This window comes from Arthrobacter sp. MYb227, assembly GCF_002975435.1.
GTDB lineage: Bacteria > Actinomycetota > Actinomycetes > Actinomycetales > Micrococcaceae > Paeniglutamicibacter.
This window is the reverse complement of record NZ_PCPT01000005.1, coordinates 46417-63707: the sequence shown is the minus strand read 5'-3', so window position 1 is coordinate 63707 and position 17291 is coordinate 46417. Positions and strand designations below refer to the sequence as shown.

Annotated in this window: 14 protein-coding genes; 8 read left to right on the top strand and 6 right to left on the bottom strand. The window is 58.8% G+C overall.

Translation table 11 applies throughout. The features are described from left to right. Positions 1-3 precede the first annotated feature (3 nt). The 3 genes from nadB to CQ018_RS11670 are packed head-to-tail and all read right to left on the bottom strand — an operon-like array spanning position 4 to position 3670. The gene (gene nadB, locus CQ018_RS11680; RefSeq protein ID WP_105550191.1) at positions 4-1659 is read right to left on the bottom strand and encodes an L-aspartate oxidase; all 1656 of its coding nucleotides are present in this window, start codon (positions 1657-1659) and stop codon (positions 4-6) included. Beyond that, a complete protein-coding gene (gene nadA / locus CQ018_RS11675) occupies positions 1656-2927 on the bottom strand; it encodes a quinolinate synthase NadA (RefSeq protein WP_105550190.1) in 1272 nt (423 codons plus the stop codon). The genes nadB and nadA overlap by 4 nt, the downstream gene beginning before the upstream one ends. After that, complete coding sequence (locus CQ018_RS11670) at positions 2924-3670, bottom strand: NUDIX hydrolase (protein ID WP_258142573.1); 747 nt, start codon at positions 3668-3670, stop codon at positions 2924-2926. Before CQ018_RS11670 ends, nadA begins: the two co-directional genes overlap by 4 nt. Positions 3671-3943: 273 nt before the next feature. Here CQ018_RS11670 and CQ018_RS11665 point away from each other — a divergent pair, with 273 nt between their 5' ends. The 7 genes from CQ018_RS11665 to hpaD all read left to right on the top strand — a co-directional run bounded on the left by CQ018_RS11665 (position 3944) and on the right by hpaD (position 12539). Then, positions 3944-4354 (top strand): hypothetical protein, encoded by a 411-nt coding sequence (locus CQ018_RS11665; RefSeq protein ID WP_105550188.1) that lies wholly within the window; start codon positions 3944-3946, stop codon positions 4352-4354. Then, complete coding sequence (locus tag CQ018_RS11660) at positions 4351-6261, top strand: M64 family metallopeptidase (protein ID WP_105550187.1); 1911 nt, start codon at positions 4351-4353, stop codon at positions 6259-6261. The genes CQ018_RS11665 and CQ018_RS11660 overlap by 4 nt, the downstream gene beginning before the upstream one ends. A gap of 86 nt (positions 6262-6347) precedes the next feature. Then, positions 6348-7160, top strand: a complete 813-nt coding sequence (locus CQ018_RS11655) for an alpha/beta fold hydrolase (protein WP_105550186.1) — start codon at positions 6348-6350, stop codon at positions 7158-7160. Positions 7161-7659: 499 nt separating this feature from the next. Then, positions 7660-9165, top strand: coding sequence for a fumarylacetoacetate hydrolase family protein (locus CQ018_RS11650; RefSeq protein WP_258142572.1), 1506 nt, complete (start codon positions 7660-7662; stop codon positions 9163-9165). Between the two features lie 6 nt (positions 9166-9171). Then, positions 9172-9831 carry a GntR family transcriptional regulator gene (locus CQ018_RS11645; protein ID WP_105550185.1) on the top strand — a complete coding sequence of 220 codons (660 nt, stop codon included), beginning with the start codon at positions 9172-9174 and terminating at the stop codon, positions 9829-9831. 58 nt (positions 9832-9889) lie between these two features. Beyond that, complete coding sequence (gene hpaE / locus CQ018_RS11640; RefSeq protein WP_105550184.1) at positions 9890-11395, top strand: 5-carboxymethyl-2-hydroxymuconate semialdehyde dehydrogenase; 1506 nt, start codon at positions 9890-9892, stop codon at positions 11393-11395. A gap of 49 nt (positions 11396-11444) precedes the next feature. Next, positions 11445-12539, top strand: a complete 1095-nt coding sequence (gene hpaD, locus CQ018_RS11635; RefSeq protein WP_105550183.1) for a 3,4-dihydroxyphenylacetate 2,3-dioxygenase — start codon at positions 11445-11447, stop codon at positions 12537-12539. Between the two features lie 110 nt (positions 12540-12649). On the opposite strand, the gene CQ018_RS11630 is transcribed toward hpaD, so the two are convergent. Together CQ018_RS11630 and CQ018_RS11625 are read right to left on the bottom strand one after the other, a co-directional pair. After that, on the bottom strand, positions 12650-13186 hold the full coding sequence (locus tag CQ018_RS11630; protein ID WP_146111883.1) for a hypothetical protein: 537 nt from the start codon (positions 13184-13186) through the stop codon (positions 12650-12652). A 283-nt stretch (positions 13187-13469) separates the two neighbouring features. After that, the gene (locus CQ018_RS11625) at positions 13470-15002 is read right to left on the bottom strand and encodes an MFS transporter (RefSeq protein WP_105550181.1); all 1533 of its coding nucleotides are present in this window, start codon (positions 15000-15002) and stop codon (positions 13470-13472) included. A gap of 468 nt (positions 15003-15470) precedes the next feature. Between CQ018_RS11625 and CQ018_RS11620 the strand changes: the two genes are divergently transcribed. Beyond that, entirely contained in the window at positions 15471-16151 is a 681-nt protein-coding gene (locus tag CQ018_RS11620; RefSeq protein WP_105550180.1) for a hypothetical protein, read from the top strand. 188 nt (positions 16152-16339) lie between these two features. Here CQ018_RS11620 and CQ018_RS11615 read toward each other — a convergent pair whose 3' ends face one another. Next, on the bottom strand, positions 16340-17104 hold the full coding sequence (locus CQ018_RS11615; protein ID WP_105550179.1) for an isocitrate lyase/phosphoenolpyruvate mutase family protein: 765 nt from the start codon (positions 17102-17104) through the stop codon (positions 16340-16342). Positions 17105-17291: the final 187 nt, after the last annotated feature.

Here is a 17291-nt window from a genome sequence, read left to right as displayed (position 1 = left end):
GGTTTATCCAATTCTCAATATTTGTTGATCTAGCTGCGCTGTCATGCCAGCTTCCATGGACTCGGTGACAACGGGTGCACATTTGAATCCGTAGCGAGTGAGCTTGCCACGCTCGGATTCCGGGAGTGCTGGTGCATCAGTGCGGTAGTGAGCACCGATTGAGCTTGTACGATTCAGTGCCGCACGCCCGATGACTGTGGCGAGGCTGAGCAGGTTGCGTAGTTCGTGTGCTTCCCGGTCCGTTCCACTGACCTGGTAGGAAGACAGTGTTTCTAGCGCTGCGTAAAGTCCTGCCGCGGTGCGTTCGACGCCCAAGTAAGTGGTTGCCACATCCTGCAATGTCTCAAGGTTGAGTTCTCTAACCGGTTCATTGGAATGAGGCGAGGTACTTGGGTGGGTGATGATCACGCTGATGTCAGCATCTTTAGTTTGCACGTTGGCGGACGTCTCGAGGGACGCAACCGTATTCCAGGCAAAGGTCAGTGCCTCGAGAAGCGAGTTTGATGCCAACCGATTCGCTCCGTGCACACCGGTGCACGCTGTTTCTCCTGCCGCGTAAAGCCCCGGCAGGGTGCTTTGTCCCTGTTCGTTGGTCAGCACCCCGCCCATCCAATAGTGCGCGGCCTCGCTAACCGGGACCGGTGCCACCGCAAGGTCATAACCAAGGGCGGCAAGGGAGGTGGTGATACTTGGGAAGCGTCGAGCCAAGAACCCTCCTCCGTGTTGTGTTTCAACTGCTGTAGCATCCAGGAATGCTTGATTTCCGGTGGCGTCGATTGCATGAATGGCGCGAGCCACCACATCACGTGGGGCAAGTTCCGCATCCGGATGAACGCTAAGCATGAATCGCTCACCGTGTTGATCAATAAGGATGGCTCCCTCACCACGGACGGCCTCGGAGATCATGAAATCGCCGGGGGTCACCAAGGTCGGGTGAAATTGGACGAACTCGATATCGGCAAGCACCGCCCCGGCACGGTAGGCAAGAGCAGCACCGTCCCCCGTGGCTCCGTCTGGGTTAGTCGTTGCCGCATAAAGCCGACCGATACCACCTGTAGCAAGTAGCACCGCGGCTGAGCGTAGAACTTCAACTCTTCCGTGCTGATTGAGCACCCGAATGCCGGTAACCCGCTCCGGATCATGCTGTGCATCTTGAAGTAGATCGGTGACAAATACATGTTCACGGATAGTGAGACGGCCCGCGGCTTCTTCCTTCAGGCAGGCGGTGATCAGTGCACCGGCCATGACCTTCCCTGTGGCGTCTCCCCCTGCATGCAAAATCCGTGGATGGGCATGGGCCGCTTCTAAACCCAGCGCAAATTCACCAGACGCGTTCTTATCAAATTCGGTGCCCGCAGCGACCAGCGCTTCGACGTGCGTCCAGGCCGATTCACACATGGAGGCAACCGCGCTCACGTCATTGAGTTGTGCCCCGGCAATCAGGGTGTCGGCAATATGGCTTGCTACCGAATCCCCGCGAGCAAGACCCACCGGGCCCACAGCGGTCAGACCGCCCTGGGCATACCAAGAATTAGAATTCTCCAACGCATCCTTGGTCACCAAGCTCACGCGCAGCCCACGGGTTGCCGCGCTCAGGGCCGCATAGAGCCCGGCAACCCCGGAGCCAACAACAATCAGATCGGTGTCCCCGGTATTCACGGGCGGGCCGCCAACATCCGTTCCAACGCGATCTTCGCGTTGACCGAAACGTCCTGATCCACGGTAATACGGTTGAGCACTTCGCCCTTGATTAGCGATTCAAGTACCCAAGCAATGTAGCTGGGGTGGATGCGGTACATGGTCGAGCACGGGCAGATCACCGGATCCAGACAGAAGATGGTGTGTTCCGGGTGTTCTGCGGCCAAACGATTGACCATATTGATTTCCGTGGCAATGCCAAAGACCGAACCGGCCGGAGCCGCGGCAACTGCCTTTTGGATGTAGTCGGTGGAACCAGCCTCATCTGAGGCATCGACCACGGGCATCGGGCATTCGGGGTGAGCCAGGATGCGCACGCCCGGGTGTTCGGCGCGTGCCTTCTGGATCTGTGCCACGGTGAATCGCTTGTGCACCGAGCAGAACCCGTGCCACAAGATCACCTTGGCATCGATCAGCGTCTGCGCGTCCGATCCACCCAGCACCTTGCGCGGATTCCACATCGGCATCTGCTCCAAGCCGATACCCATGGCCTTGGCTGTATTGCGCCCCAGGTGCTGATCCGGGAAGAAGAGTACGCGGCGGCCACGCTCAAACGCCCACTCAAGCACCGTTGCGGCATTCGAGGAGGTACATACGATTCCGCCGTGTTTGCCCACAAACGACTTCAGCGCGGCAGAAGAGTTCATGTAGGTCACCGGGATGACAGATGCTTTCCCATCCGTGGTGTCCTCATCGGCGTACAGGTCCATGAGCTGTTCCCAGCATTCCTCAACGCTTGATTCATCTGCCATGTCCGCCATCGAACAGCCCGCGGCAAGGTTAGGCAGAATCACTGCCTGTTCATCGGTGGAAAGAATATCCGCGGTCTCGGCCATGAAGTGCACACCGCAGAAGACAATGTATTTGGCCTTTTCGCGGGTGAGCGCGGCATTGGCAAGCTGGAAGGAATCGCCCACAAAGTCGGCAAACTCAACTACTTCATCACGCTGGTAGTGGTGGCCCAAGATCACCAGTTCCTCGCCCAAGGTTTTCTTGGCCGCAAGGATTCGTTCACGCAGCTCCTGGTCGCTGGCTTCCTTGTACTCATCAGGGATTTGCCCCTGACGCGGGGTGCTGGCCGGAGCAATATCGTTCTCGGAGGAGCCCGGACCATAGGAGGCTGAGCCATCGTCAAAGGCCCACGGGCTCTTGACCAAGTCTGTATTACACGTTGATTCCGGGGAGAGCAGGGTCAGCGTGGCAATTGAGGGGGTAGTTGTGGTGCTCATGAGATATTCTCGCTCTCAAGTGGGTGGGTTGGGGAGCCGGTGTAGCGATAAAGACGTGGGGGGCGGTGTTTACCGCCGGCGAGGAACTCATCGGTTTCCTCGATATCCGCAGCGTTACGTAACTGGCGGCGGAAGTTCGCCGGATCAAGCGACTTATTAAGCACCGCCTCATAGACCTCACGGACTTGGGCTAGGGTGAAGCGCTCGCCGAGTAGTCGGTGGGCTATCGATCCGTATTCGACCTTGTTGCGTAGTCGCCAGAGTGCGTATTCGATGATCTGCTGGTGGTCGAAGGCCATATTTTGTAGCACTTGCTCATCATCGGCGCGGAACCAGGCAACGTTGGGGTCATCGAGCAGTACCGAGGTTGCAGCGGTATCGGTGTGTGGGGCATCATCTTCGCGGACCAGCGCCCAGTACACCACCGAGACGACGCGTCTAGTCGGTGAGCGTTCCAGGTCTCCGAATGCGTAGAGCTGTTCGAGATAGCGCGGAATGAGCCCGGTGGTTTCTCGCAGGTTGGCCGCTGCCGCATCGACCAGTGAATCGCGGGCACCGAGGGGTCCCCCCGGTAGTGCCCATTGACCACGGTAGGGATCTCGGGTGCGGCGCACTAGCGGAAGCCAGAGGCTCTTGCGACCCGAACGCTCATCATCACGTAGCGAGAAAATGACTGTAGAAACCGCCAGGATTGGGGGTTGCTCACGTCGTTCGGCAACGTTTGCGAATGGAATCTGACTCAACATCCTTAGTTAATGTCACTTTGACCTTAACTAAGGGTACAGCCCGGACCATCCGCGGGCAAGAGCATGACGCGCCACCGGACACTCCCTTAATTACCGACACGTTACCCGCCCATGATCGCCCCTTGACTCCCGCTGGGGGCAGGTGTCTACTGGCTGGACACTCGCTCGGATCCCCGACAACCGCCAGGGGGTCAACATGCCTATGACGGCAGTAAGAGAAACGAGAATTCAATGTCCCAGGAGTCAAGCCCGGGCCAAGGCCCGGGCTCCATGAGATTGATCTTCGAATACGACGGGGATGAGATTCACCTGATTTCGCGCCAATTAGTGGATATGGCACTCACCGGCGCACAGACCCCCCTTGAAGACCACGTCGGAAAGGTGGCCGAGGTACGCGATGCATCCAACAAGGCCCTGGCCAGTGTTCCAGTGACCGGCATGCAGACAACTGCCGAGGTGTTCCCCGAAAACCCCGGCGATCCGATCATGCGCGTTGCCCTTGAACACCCGCAGGGCGCATTTACCGTTGTGGTCCCCGCTCCCAAGGCTGCGGCAAGCGTGGCACTGCTGGATATTGTCCCGGCATCGGCAGACCGTGAGGCACTCCCCGGCCCGGCAGGGCCACCCGAGCGCCGCATTTTAGGTGTCTTCCCGCTGACCGAAGAAGGGAGTACGCCATGAGCACCGCCGATGGAACCGTCATCGGAACCACCCGAGTCAGCGGCACCGCGCCGGTGAACCAGGCATTCAACATTGTGCTACTTGCCGAGGGGTTCCAGACCGGGCAACAAAACGCCTTCAACACCGCCGTCTCGGCCTTCGCGACGGCGTTGCTGGGCACAGCCCCCTTCAACGATCTAGCACCGGCCATCAATATTTTCCGTGTCAATGTTTCATCGACCGACGCGGGTGCCGATGACCCGGTTTCCGGAGGTGGTACCGGGGCCAGCGTGCGTACCTATTTCGATGCGAGCTTTGGGGGCAATGGCATCCGGCGCCTGCTGGTGTGTAACGCAACAACCGTCCTGACGGTCGCCGCGGCGCAGGTTCCACAGTTTAGCCTCGCGCTGCTAGTGGTTAATTCCACTATCTACGGGGGCTCGGGCGGCTCGGTGGGTACCTTCTCACTGGCCGGCGGCGCAAGTGAGATAGCCATCCACGAAGCCGGGCACACCGCCTTCAGGCTTGCCGATGAATATCCGTATTACGCAGGTGGAAACGAAACCGGGCACGATCACCACCCGGCCACGGAACCACAAGAGCCCAACGTGACAATCAATACCACCAGGGCCACGCTGAAATGGGGTTGGGCGGTAGCCGCGGCGACGGCGCTTCCCACGATGTCAAACCCCAATTGTGCAAGTATCGATTCACGGCCCAGCACGGTGCCCGGCGGAACCGTGGGAACCTTCGAGGGAGCCCACTACTACCATTGTGGCGCTTACCGTCCCGAACACGACTGCAAGATGCGTAATCTCGGGGTTCCATTTTGCCGGGTCTGCCGCCAGGTAATTTTCAACCGTATTGGGCCGCTGGCAACGCTCAATGCCCGGGCACGCACACCAATCTCCGTGGTCTCGCGTTACCCGGAACATCTTGACGTTTTTGATGTTGCCTCCGATGGGCGCACCATGACCGATTGGTGGGATGCTTCCACGGGCTGGGGTGGCTGGTTCCAGCTCGCCGGCGGTATTGCCTCTCCCGGTGGCACCGGCTCCCCGGTCACGGCGATTTCACGCTACGCACGTCACCTCGATGTATTCACCGTAGGCACGGATAACCGTGTCTATAGTGCTTGGTGGGACGCCTCGGGTGGCTGGTCAAACTGGTTTGTGCTCGCCGGTGGGCTGCAGGTTCGCCCGGGTTCTACCGTGAACGTGGTCAGCCGCTACACCGGACACCTCGATGTGTTCACCACCGCTGCCGACGGACGAATCATGTCCTGTTGGTGGGATGTCTCCAGCGGTTGGTCCGGATGGTTCCACGTCTCCGGCGGCGTTGCAGCAAATGGCGCAACCGTCACGGCGATCGCCCGCTACCCGTTCCATTTGGACTTGTTCACGGTGGGAACCGACAACCGGGTGTGGAGTTGCTGGTGGGATGAGCGCAGCGGCTGGTCAACGTGGTTCAGGATCGGTAATCAGGCGGTGCGCAGCGATTCGGCGGTCAATGTGGTGGCACGCCACCGTGACCAATTGGATCTTTTCACCATCGCCAGCGATCAGAGAATCGTTAGCACCTGGTGGAACGCACTGGGTGGCTGGGGAAGCTGGTTCCAGGTTTCTGGAGGTGCGGCTTCCCCTGGATCACAGGTCACTGCCGTGGCCCGGTATTCAAACCAGCTGGATCTGTTCACCGTGGGAACCGATAATCGGATCTATTCAACCTGGTGGCATGATCCCGGTGGCTGGGCCGGCTGGTTCAACATCTCCGGCGGCATAGCGGCTCCGGGTAGCACCGTGATCGCAATTTCAAGGATCACCGAGCACCTGGATGTCTTTGCCGTAGGTTCGGATTCCAAGACGTATAGCACGTGGTGGGACGGGCGTACCGGTTGGGCAGGCTGGTTCCAACTCTCGGTGAGCTAATCCCCCCTTTCCCCGTTTGGGCCCCGATCCATCATGGCTCGGGGCCCAAACTCGTAAAATCCATACCGATCTGCAAGGATTTGCCCATGGGAAGATCACATGAGCACCTCGTCGAAGGCACTGCCAACGCTTTAAGCCTGAGCATTTATGAGCCCGAAGGCGCAACAAGACTGCGCCCGGTAGTTCTGTTACATGGCTTTGCCTCTTCGAGCGACCTGAACTGGGTGAAGTCTGGCTGGATTCGCGCACTGACCGAAGCCGGACGAAAAGTACTTGCTGTTGACCTTCCAGGACATGGCACCTCGCCAGCCCCGGAAGATCTCGACGCCTACACCCCCAGCCGAATGCGCGCAGATTTATTGCAGCTGCTCATGGATCAGGGCATTACTCCCTGCAAGGATGGCGATCCAAACTCCGGCGTAGACGTGGTTGGTTACTCGCTCGGTGCCCGTTTGGCCTGGGAATTCGGTGGCACCCAACCTCAGTTGGTGAACCGCCTGGTCCTTGGCGGTCCAGCCAGCATCGATCCGCTTGCCGCCTTCGATCTCGAAGCGGCCCAACAGTTTTTGGCAGACGGCAGCTCAGTCGCCGATGAGTCAACGGCAGATCTATTGCGCATGGCCCAAACCGTTGAATCAAATGACATGTTTTCACTCATGAGCATGATTCAGGCAATCAAGACCGAGCCATTCGCTCCGGAACAAATGATCCCCACCATGCCGGCTCTATTGGTAGCCGGGGACGGGGATTCGCTGGCTACCACCATGCCGCGACTCACCGAACTACTCGATACCCGGAACACCAAACGCGCAATCCTCTGGCTTCCCGGGCGCGATCATGCGAACGCAGTAACTAGCCGCGAGTTCAAGAATGCGGCAGTGGAGTTTCTCGCCAGCTAGGCCCATGCCGAGCAACCAGCACTAATTTGTCTTAGACGGGCCGAAGAGCCGGGATCCCCCAAGGATCCCGGCTCTTCGCTATTCCCTAAATGCCCCTTATCGGGTCGTACGGCAAAACCATAGGTATGTTTCGAACTCCCCCAGCGAGCTCGAAACAAGGCCGTGTTACGTTCCCCAGCAACACATCACCACGGCATTCATCACCCTTACGAATCCCCCAAGGAGTCATATGGATAACTGCGTACTTTCAGGGCCAGCCAAATCAATAACTGCCCTTCATTGAGCTAAGAGTTGCACCCGACGGAATCGTGACGCGGAAAATACGAGAAACTTTGAAAAAGTTTCTTGGCGTCTAATTTCCGTCGTCCGAACCACAATTCCGATAGCCCAGCGGGCCTCAATGACGCCCGTATTACAAGCACCTGCCGAAGGTCTTGACAAACCCGGAGACGCCCATCACACTGGATCGTATACGATTTCATACACAACAGGAGGAACAGTGGGCAGCGACGCCACCGTCACCGATTTGATCACAGCCGATCAGACAATCTTCGATGCAGCCGGCAAGGTTCTTGCGGTACACCTTGCATACTCCTCACGAGCAGCCCAGCGTGGCCGCACCCCCGCGTTCCCTTCCTACTTCATGAAGGCCTCTTCTTCGCTTGCCGCAACCGGTTCAACCGTTGAGCGGCCGGCCAGCACCGAACTACTGGCCTTCGAGGGTGAAATTGCCCTGATCATTGGCACCGACGCCCGCCGTGTTTCGGTAGAGGACGCCTGGAGCCACGTAGGCTTCGTCACCGCTTCGAACGATCTTGGCGTGTACGACATGAAGTACGCGGACAAGGGCTCCAACATCCGCTCCAAGTCCGGAGACGGTTACACCCCACTGGGCCCGGTCCTGCTTCCTGCTGCCTCGCTGAACCCGGCAGCCCTGCGCATTCGCACCTGGGTCAACGGTGAAATCGCCCAGGACGCCACCACCGAAGAGCTCATCTTCTCCTTCGCACAGATCGTTGCCGATCTTTCCCAGCAGATGACGCTGAAGACCGGAGACATCATTCTCACCGGCACCCCGGCCGGTTCCTCGGTCATCGTCCCGGGCGATGTCGTTGAAGTTCAGGTCGATGACGAAGCAGCCGGTCTGTCCACCGGACGCCTTGCCACCACGGTTATCGAAGGCAACCAAGACTTTGCGACCTTCGGCAACCAGCCCAAGATCACCGATGCAGATCGCATCGATGCCTTTGGCACAGCGGCAGAGGCCGGCATCGAATTGCCCATCACCGGCAAGGCCGCCCTGACCGATGAGGTCAAGGAAAAGCTCATGTCGGTAGCCACCGCCACCATCTCCGGAGCATTGCGCAGCCGCGGACTAAACAATGTTTCGGTCGATGGCCTACAGGCCACCAAGGGCATGACAAAGGTCATCGGCACAGCCCGCACGCTGCGCTACGTACCTAACCGTGAAGATCTGTTCAAGACTCACGGCGGCGGCTACAACGCACAGAAGCGCGTCATCGATGACATTGGCCCGGGCGAAATCCTCGTCATGGAAGCCCGCGGCGAAAAGGGCTCCGGAACCTTGGGCGACATTCTTGCCATGCGCACCCAGGTCCGCGGCGCCGAAGCCATCATCACTGATGGCGGAGTCCGCGACCTCGATGCAGTTGCGGCACTGGATATCCCCACCTTCCACAATGGTGCACACCCGGCGGTGCTCGGGCGCAAGCACGTGCCGTGGGACACCGACGTAGCAGTTGGTTGCGGTGGCACCACCATCGTGCCCGGTGACATCGTGATCGCCGATGCCGACGGCATTCTGGTCATCCCGCCGCACCTGGCAGCAGAAATCGCCGACGAGGTCGTGGAGAACGAACGCCAGGATACCTTTGTGTTCCTCAACGTAAAAAACGGCAACAAGATTCAGGGCCTGTTCCCGATGAACGCCGAGTGGAAAGCCAAGTACAACCAGTGGGTCGCCAACGGCGAACCCGAGTTCTAGGCACACATGAAAACGAGTAAATCCGAGGCCGCCTACACGCTGCTGCACCAGCGCATTACCGAGGGCACCTTTACCCCCGGCTATCGCCTGGTGCTTGGCACCATCGCTACCGAGCTTGGCTGTTCGGTGGTGCCGGTGCGCGAGGCAATCCGCCGACTTGAGGCCGAAGGACTTGTCACCTTTGAACGCAATGTTGGCGCAACGGTCACCGCTGCCGATAGTGCACTGTATCTTCACACCATGCAGACACTTGCCATTATCGAGGGAGCGGCAACCGCGTTGAGCGCACCGTTCGTAGATGCGGACCAGCTCGCGGCGGCCCGGGCCATCAACCAGACCATGACGGATTTACTCACCGACTTTGACCCGCCACGCTTCACCCAACTCAACAACGAGTTCCACCAGGTGCTCTACCGCAACTGCCCCAACCCACACATTCTGGAATTGGTGCAGCGCGGCTGGAACCGACTGGCGGTCATGCGTTCTTCCTCCTTCACCCACATTCCGGGCCGCGCCCGCGAATCGGTCAAGGAACACGGGCACCTGCTCGATCTCATCGAGGCCAACGCCTCGGCCGCCGAGATCGAACAGGTGGCCCGGGCACACCGCACCAACACGCTCAACGCCTACCTCGCGGCGGCCAACCTCCCGGCCTCACCGCTCTAGACCACAGCCTTTCCCATTGCTTTGAAAACCTTCCTCACCTCCAAGGAGATATGCCCTCATGAGTAAGCACTTTGTCCCAGAAAATCTGCCCAGCAGCATCCAGCACTACATTGGCGGCAAGTTCGTCGACTCCATCGGTGGAGAAACCTTTGAGGTCCTGGACCCGGTAACCAACACCACCTATGCCACCGCCGCAGCCGGCCAAAAGGCAGACATCGACGCAGCAGTAGCAGCGGCAACCGAGGCCTTCAAGAACGGTCCATGGCCGACCATGAGCCCACGCGCCCGTGCCAAGGTGCTGTACAAGATCGCCGACGCCGTGGTCGCCCAGGAAGATCGCCTGGCGGAAATGGAAACCTTTGACACCGGGCTGCCGATCACCCAGGCCCGTGGCCAGGCACAGCGTGCCGCAGAGAACTTCCGTTTCTTCGCCGATCTGATCGTTGCCCAGCACGATACCGCGCTGAAGGTTCCGGGTTCACAGCTGAACTACGTCAACCGCAAGCCAATCGGCGTTGCCGGGCTCATCACCCCGTGGAATACCCCGTTCATGCTCGAATCCTGGAAGCTGGCCCCGGCCATCGCCTCGGGTTGTACAGTGGTGCTCAAGCCGGCGGAGTTCACTCCGCTTTCGGCTTCACTCTGGGCCACCATCTTCGAAGAAGCCGGCCTGCCGGTAGGCGTCTTCAACCTGGTCAACGGCATCGGTGAGGAAGCCGGTGACGCACTGGTCAAGCACCCGAAGGTTCCGTTGATCTCCTTCACCGGTGAATCTTCAACCGGCCAGCTGATCTTCCGCAACTGCGCGGAAAACCTCAAGGGCATGTCAATGGAGCTCGGTGGCAAGTCCCCGGCCATCGTGTTCGCTGATGCAGACTTCGACGCCGCGATCGATTCGACCCTCTTCGGAGTCTTCTCACTGAACGGCGAGCGTTGCACCGCCGGTTCGCGCATCCTCGTTGAGCGCCCCATCTACGAGAAGTTCGTCGAAGCCTACGCGGCGCGCGCCAAGACCATCAAGGTTGGCGACCCGCACGATCCAGCCACCGAGGTCGGCGCGCTGGTTCACCCTGAGCACTATGACAAGGTCATGAGCTACGTGGAACTTGGCAAGTCCGAGGGCCGTCTGGTTGCCGGTGGCGGACGCCCGGAAAACCTGCCCGAAGGTCAGGAAAACGGTTCCTACGTCGCCCCGACCGTCTTTGTTGATGTGGCACCCGATGCCCGCATCTTCCAGGAAGAAATCTTCGGCCCCGTCGTGGCCATCACCCCCTTCGATACCGATGCCGAAGCACTCGAGCTGGCGAATAACACCCGTTACGGGCTTGCGGCCTACGTGTGGACCAATGATCTGAAGCGTGCGCATAACTTCGCTCAGGATGTCGAGGCCGGCATGGTGTGGCTCAATTCCCACAACGTGCGCGATCTGCGTTCACCCTTCGGTGGCGTGAAGGCCTCCGGCCTGGGACATGAGGGCGGCTACCGCTCGATCGATTTCTACACCGATCAGCAGGCAGTGCACATCACCCTCGGTGAAGTCCACACCCCCAAGTTCGGTGCCTAATTCCTTTCCCCCCTCCCCCACAATTTTTTCGCGAAGGAGCGAAGTAATCATGACTAAAGCCCCAGCAAATCCAGTCCCCACCCCATCGGTTCCGGCCCCGGATATCCTGCGCTGCGCCTATGCCGAGCTGGTAGTTACCGACCTTGCGGCCTCCCGCAAGTTCTACGTTGACGTACTTGGCCTGCATGTTTCCTACGAAGATGACACGCAGATCTACCTGCGTTCCTTCGAAGAATTCATCCACCACAACCTGGTGCTCACCCTTGGCCCGGTGGCGGCGCTGAAGGCCATGGCCTTCCGCGTGCGTTCCACCGAGGAAGTAGATAAGGCCGAGGCCTACTACAAGGAACTCGGTTGCCGCACCGAACGCCGCAAGGACGGCTTCGTCAAGGGCATTGGCGATGCGGTACGTGTCGAAGATCCGCTGGGCTTCCCCTACGAATTCTTCTTCGAAACCGAGCACGTCGAGCGCCTACACATGCGTTATGACATTTACTCGGCCGGCGAGCTGGTCCGCCTTGACCACTTCAACCAGGTCACCCCGGATGTTCCGCGTGGACGCGCCTACCTCGAAGATCTTGGCTTCCGCGTCACCGAGGACATTCAGGATGAGGAAGGCACCACCTACGCCGCCTGGATGCACCGCAAGGGCACCGTCCATGACACCGCACTGACCGGTGGCAACGGCCCACGCCTGCACCACGTCGCTTTCTCCACCCACGAGAAGCACAACATCATCCAGATCTGCGACAAAATGGGCGCACTGCGCATGAGTGATCGCATCGAGCGCGGCCCTGGCCGCCACGGCGTCTCCAACGCGTTCTACCTCTACATCCTGGATCCGGATGATCACCGCATCGAGATTTACACCCAGGACTACTACACCGGCGACCCGGATAACCCGGTCATCACCTGGGATGTGCACGATAACCAGCGCCGCGACTGGTGGGGCAACCCGGTAGTTCCGTCCTGGTACACCGAGGCCTCCTACGTGCTTGACCTTGATGGCAATGTGCAGGAAGTCATCGAGCGCACCGATTCTTCGGAAATGGCCGTCACCATTGGTGCCGATGGATTCTCCTACACCCGCCCCGAAGAGACAGGTTCCGAGGCTAAGGGCTTCAAGCTGGGTAACCAGGTCTAGAAACTCACCCTAGAGTTTCAAAGCAATAAGGGCCCAAAGCCCGGTGTGATGGTGAAAGAAGTTTCACCATCACACCGGGCTTTGTCCTTCTGGCCATCGATTTTCGTATATCAGCAGCTCACGTTCAGCGTGGCAACCGGAAGCTTGGTTCCGTCTTGCTCCCATGCGCCACCCATAACAATGAGGCTGGTGTCGCTGGAATCGGTGATCACAATGTCGCTTCGTACATCCCCCATCGCAACGAATTTATCGGTGCTCTGCATGTTCTTCGTTGCCCCAAAGTTAATGCGCGCTTCGCCGGAGGCGCTATCTCCTAGCCCGGTGAAATCCCCACTGAGGTAACCCACCACGGCACCTGTTGCGTCGAAAGCCGGGCCATGAAAAAGGGCATCTTCGGCTTCAACCAGTGCGCAAGATTGAAGTTTTGCCGTGTACGCCACTTCCCCATAGCTGAATTTAACTTCCCCCTGTTCCTCGGATGCTCCGGAAGCAGGTTCTTTGGCCTGCGTGGTCGCGGCGGCAGCGTTCTCGCCTGACGGTGCCGAAGCTTCCTTGCCTTGATCCGAGGAGCCACACCCCGCTAGAGATAATGCTGCCAACCCGGCAATCGCGAGCGAGGTCAGGATCGTAAACGGTTTGTGCTTCATGCTGCTTTCAAAGCCAATCTTAAAATCAACCGCCGCTGTCAGCGGTTCACTGGGAACTAGACAGATCATCAATAGCAGCTCAGCCTAGCAGGGGCTCACCAAACCTGACTTGGGACGTTCAGAAAGTAGAAATGCGAGTAAAGGGGCTGTGCTGCCTTCCCTGTTATGGAATGAGAGACGACGTAGTCGGAACACTCAGAACACTCCGCCAGCAATGCCTCGACGAGGTACTAGCTCTACAATCTTGCCAATTTCAAGGAGCACTCATGGGGTAAAGCCATGCTCAAACTAGCTCTGGTTGCTCCACTTTACGGTGACCGTGGCGCCAATCCACCACGGCAACCCATAGGGTCGCAAGAACCAGAATGCTGATCGCAATAAACGAAAGCGTCATGGCGGTTGGGTACCCGGCACTCTGGTTTACCCCATAGAACACCGCGGTAATGACGGCGATGCCCACCGCGGTTCCCACGCGCTGGGAGGTCTGCATCAGCCCACCGGCACTACCGGAATTTTGTACCGGAACTTCCATCAGGGTCAATGCCTGGTTCGGAGAAATAATGAACCCCTGCGCCAACCCAATAAAGGATAGCGAAAGAAGCAACCACCAGATGCTCAAGATGCCACGTGCTTCTAATTCGATGATGGCGATCGTGCACAACAGGCCAAAGAACGCACTTAAGGTTCCGCCAATGACCAGCCGGCGGCCGGCGGTCATCACATAGCGACCAGCAACGTGGGCGCTGAGCGCGGAAAAGAGCGCTGCAGGTAACGCGATTAGACCGGCTTCCAAGGCACTAAAGCCGCGGGCCTGCTGCACGTAGATGGCAACTAGCACCCACACGCTGGAGACACCCATGAAGTAGAGCCCGGCAATCACCGTGCCATTGCTGAAGCTACGAATTTTAAACAGTGAGAGCTCCACCATGGGTTGCGCACCGCGGAGTTTGTATCGTCTTTCCCACCAGATCCACAGAGCGAGCAGGATCAGTGCCACGGCAAGCAGCGACCATAGCATCGGGTTCTCGCGAGCCTGCACAAACGGGAAGAGGAAGGCAAAAATTCCTGCCGCAAGTAACAGCGTGCCCACCGGATCTAGGTCGACCTTACTGGTCGGCCGGGTAAAGAGTGGCTTCGGGAGCCAGATGAACGCGATGAGTACCGCAATCATGCCGATGGGAACATTGATCAAGAATGTTGAACGCCACCCGGCATCGGGCCCTAGCCAGTTGATTAACACTCCACCAAGCACCGGGCCGATGGCGACCGAGAATCCGACGATGGTACCCAAGAAACCGTAGGCTCTGCCACGCGCGGCACCCTGGAAATGCTGTTGGATCATGCCCATGACCTGCGGGTTGAGCAGTCCCGATCCGATGCCCATGATGAACCGAGCAATATTTAGCTGCATCGGATCTGCGGCAAATCCGGCAAGAATCGAGGCAAGCGTAAAAATCACCACGCCGATAATGAACATCATGCCGCGGCCCAGCAAGTCACCGGCTCGTCCGGCGGCCACCAAGACCACACCGAAGGTCAGCGCATACCCCGCCAGTACCCATTGCAAATCGGATTCGCTGGCCCCCATCGTGGATTCAATGGAAGGTAAAACTACGTTGACGATGCTTACCGACACCAGCGACATGAACATCACGGCGAGTAAGACGCTGAGCAGTTTCCATCGGCCCGCCGGGGAGAGCTCCGGGGTTGCCGTGTTTTCTGCAGCTTGCGGCTGTGCTACATCTGGTGCATCAGCGACCAGCTCGGCCGACTCATCGGCGAGCGTTGAGTCGTGTGGGGGCTGGTTGGCAGGCATTGACCACTTTCAAAGAACGAATGAGCGTGTGTTGGATCCGGCTCGCTAAAGCACGGAGCGCGGCACCGGGGCTAGGCAGGTAAACGACTGCCAGCCGATTTATGGCACACATTATGTACAGCAACGGGACGTGTAGGGATATTCCCCTCGAACTTCGATGCGGTTCAGATCAGGGCGGATATCCGGAGCCAATACCGTTTGATGGGCGAGTGCGAGCGGATGTTTGTGCGGCTTTATCCATCATGACGGACCTAGGTCCACTCCTTGCGGCACATACCGGAAAACGGCTTCCTCGGACTCAAGCACAGGTACTGGCGTGGGGGTGTCAGTGATACCAAAGAATGAGTCCACACAACGCTGATGTCGTCCTGTGGAGGGCGCCTTCTGTTTCGGAGACCGCCTAGGATTATCTGTGTGTCCTGAGTGGTTTGGGCGCGTCAACGTCAAACACCAAAAGGAAAAAGCTTCATGGCATCCGTCTCCAAGGTCCGTATTCGCACCGGCATCCTACTCACCTTGGTGTTGCTCTGCACGGGGCTCGGGGTTGGTGCGGGCTTCGTCGTGGGTCCGGTCTCTGACTGGTTGAATTCCCTGTTTGGCGGCACCCCTGCCGTGTTGCGGTTGGTCCTGGAGCTGCCCTCCTGGGCGGCCATCGGTATCCTGGGCATCGTGGGGCTGCTTTTTGGACTGTGGCTAGCCGACGAAACCCAAAAAGAAACCCTGGAGGTCGAGGTATCCCTCGATGGAGTGGTCCTTAAGCAATACGAGGCAAAACAATTCGTGGCTCGCCGCGATATTGCCGTCATGTTTCTTGATGGCAAGGAGCTGGTGGCTCTCGATGTTCGCGGGCACCAATTGAGCCGGCACAAGGCCAATGATCTCTCACGCACGGCTTTGGAACGGGCATTGCTCGGCGCCGGGTACCCGTATGAAGTCTCCGGCGACCGCCGGGCCACGGACTTCATCGAGTGGGTCGATGGTCATCCGAAGCTAACGGCCGAGGAGCATGCGCTCATGCGGAGCCGTGTTGCGGCGCTGCGGGACAAGGATTCACTGGCTGCCTTTGAGGCCACCCAGGAGCTGACCTCACGTGGTGTATTGGTTAGGGAGCAACGGAAGATTCAGCAAATCCGCAGGGCACGCCCGTAGCAGTCGGTTTGGGTCATCGGCTGGCATTCGGCCTTAAGAGCCGATGTAGCGCACTTCGCCATGCGAAAACTAAAGTCGACTAGTTCCGAGAACCAAATGTCATGCTGCTTCCCCGCCTGGCTCCACCAGGGTCGTGCCGGGTGGGGAAGCAACATGGGCTGGCTACGTCATTAGATTGAGTTGCGTTACTACAACCAGCTACGCAGCGGTGCCAAGGATTGCTCGGCCAGCCACATTTGCCACAATGGCCCAAAGCTAACCCGGCGCACGCCCAGCTCACGTAGCTCGGTAACCTTCCCCGCCCCATGACCCTTGACGGGATGTGCCGTCACGTTCAGCGGCACCGACACCGCGCCGACCAAGCGTGAGACTTGTTCGGGGGTGGATAGCCCCACGGGATATACGGCCCGGGCACCTGCCTGTTCCATGAGCTTGATCCGGGTCTCGGCCTCGGCCAGCGGATCGGCAAAGACCGCAGCGCCTAGCTTCATGGCATCGGTGCGACCATTGATCACAAACTCAACTCCGGCGGCGTCCGTATGGGCACGGGCAGTTGCAATGTAATCTGCGTGCTCCTGAGCCTCACGCACTCGTTTGCCCTGCGAATGCACAACGTCTTCGATGTTCGCACCCACGGCACCGGATTCCAGCACTCGTGCCATCAATTCCGCTGGTTCCAAGCCGTAACCCGATTCCACATCGACGCTCACCGGGACATCAACGGAATCAACGATCCGCTTCACCACGGCCAGATAATCGCTCAAATCCATGGCTTCACCATCGGCGCTTCCCATGGCGTCGGCCACCGGGTGGCTTCCCACGGTGAGTCCGGCAAAACCCGCCTCGACGGCTAGGTTGGCACTGAAGGTATCCCATACGGTGGGCAAGACCAGCAGCTGCCCGGAGGCATGTAGTTCGGCAAGTTTTCTTGCGTATTCTTCGACGTTGGACATAAAGTCCCTCCTCAGTCTCGGGTCTTTCAGTCTACGTCGCCAACTACACCCACGTGTTCGACATCACTAATTCCGGTATCTCAAGGATTTTGAGCGCTCTGCCCCGACGCGCTCGATGGCACCGATAGAAAACCAAAACCGGGCACACTAGGTTCTTGTCCTGCAAAACACTATTTCTTGGACCGTG

Coding starts and splice junctions, on each gene's coding strand:
- CQ018_RS11645 (WP_105550185.1), top strand. CDS start 9,172: ATGAAAACGAGTAAATCCGAGGCCGCCTACACGCTGCTGCACCAGCGC.
- nadA (WP_105550190.1), bottom strand. CDS start 2,927: ATGAGCACCACAACTACCCCCTCAATTGCCACGCTGACCCTGCTCTCC.
- CQ018_RS11615 (WP_105550179.1), bottom strand. CDS start 17,104: ATGTCCAACGTCGAAGAATACGCAAGAAAACTTGCCGAACTACATGCC.
- CQ018_RS11630 (WP_146111883.1), bottom strand. CDS start 13,186: ATGAAGCACAAACCGTTTACGATCCTGACCTCGCTCGCGATTGCCGGG.
- CQ018_RS11625 (WP_105550181.1), bottom strand. CDS start 15,002: ATGCCTGCCAACCAGCCCCCACACGACTCAACGCTCGCCGATGAGTCG.
- CQ018_RS11660 (WP_105550187.1), top strand. CDS start 4,351: ATGAGCACCGCCGATGGAACCGTCATCGGAACCACCCGAGTCAGCGGC.
- CQ018_RS11620 (WP_105550180.1), top strand. CDS start 15,471: ATGGCATCCGTCTCCAAGGTCCGTATTCGCACCGGCATCCTACTCACC.
- hpaE (WP_105550184.1), top strand. CDS start 9,890: ATGAGTAAGCACTTTGTCCCAGAAAATCTGCCCAGCAGCATCCAGCAC.
- CQ018_RS11665 (WP_105550188.1), top strand. CDS start 3,944: ATGAGATTGATCTTCGAATACGACGGGGATGAGATTCACCTGATTTCG.
- CQ018_RS11655 (WP_105550186.1), top strand. CDS start 6,348: ATGGGAAGATCACATGAGCACCTCGTCGAAGGCACTGCCAACGCTTTA.
- hpaD (WP_105550183.1), top strand. CDS start 11,445: ATGACTAAAGCCCCAGCAAATCCAGTCCCCACCCCATCGGTTCCGGCC.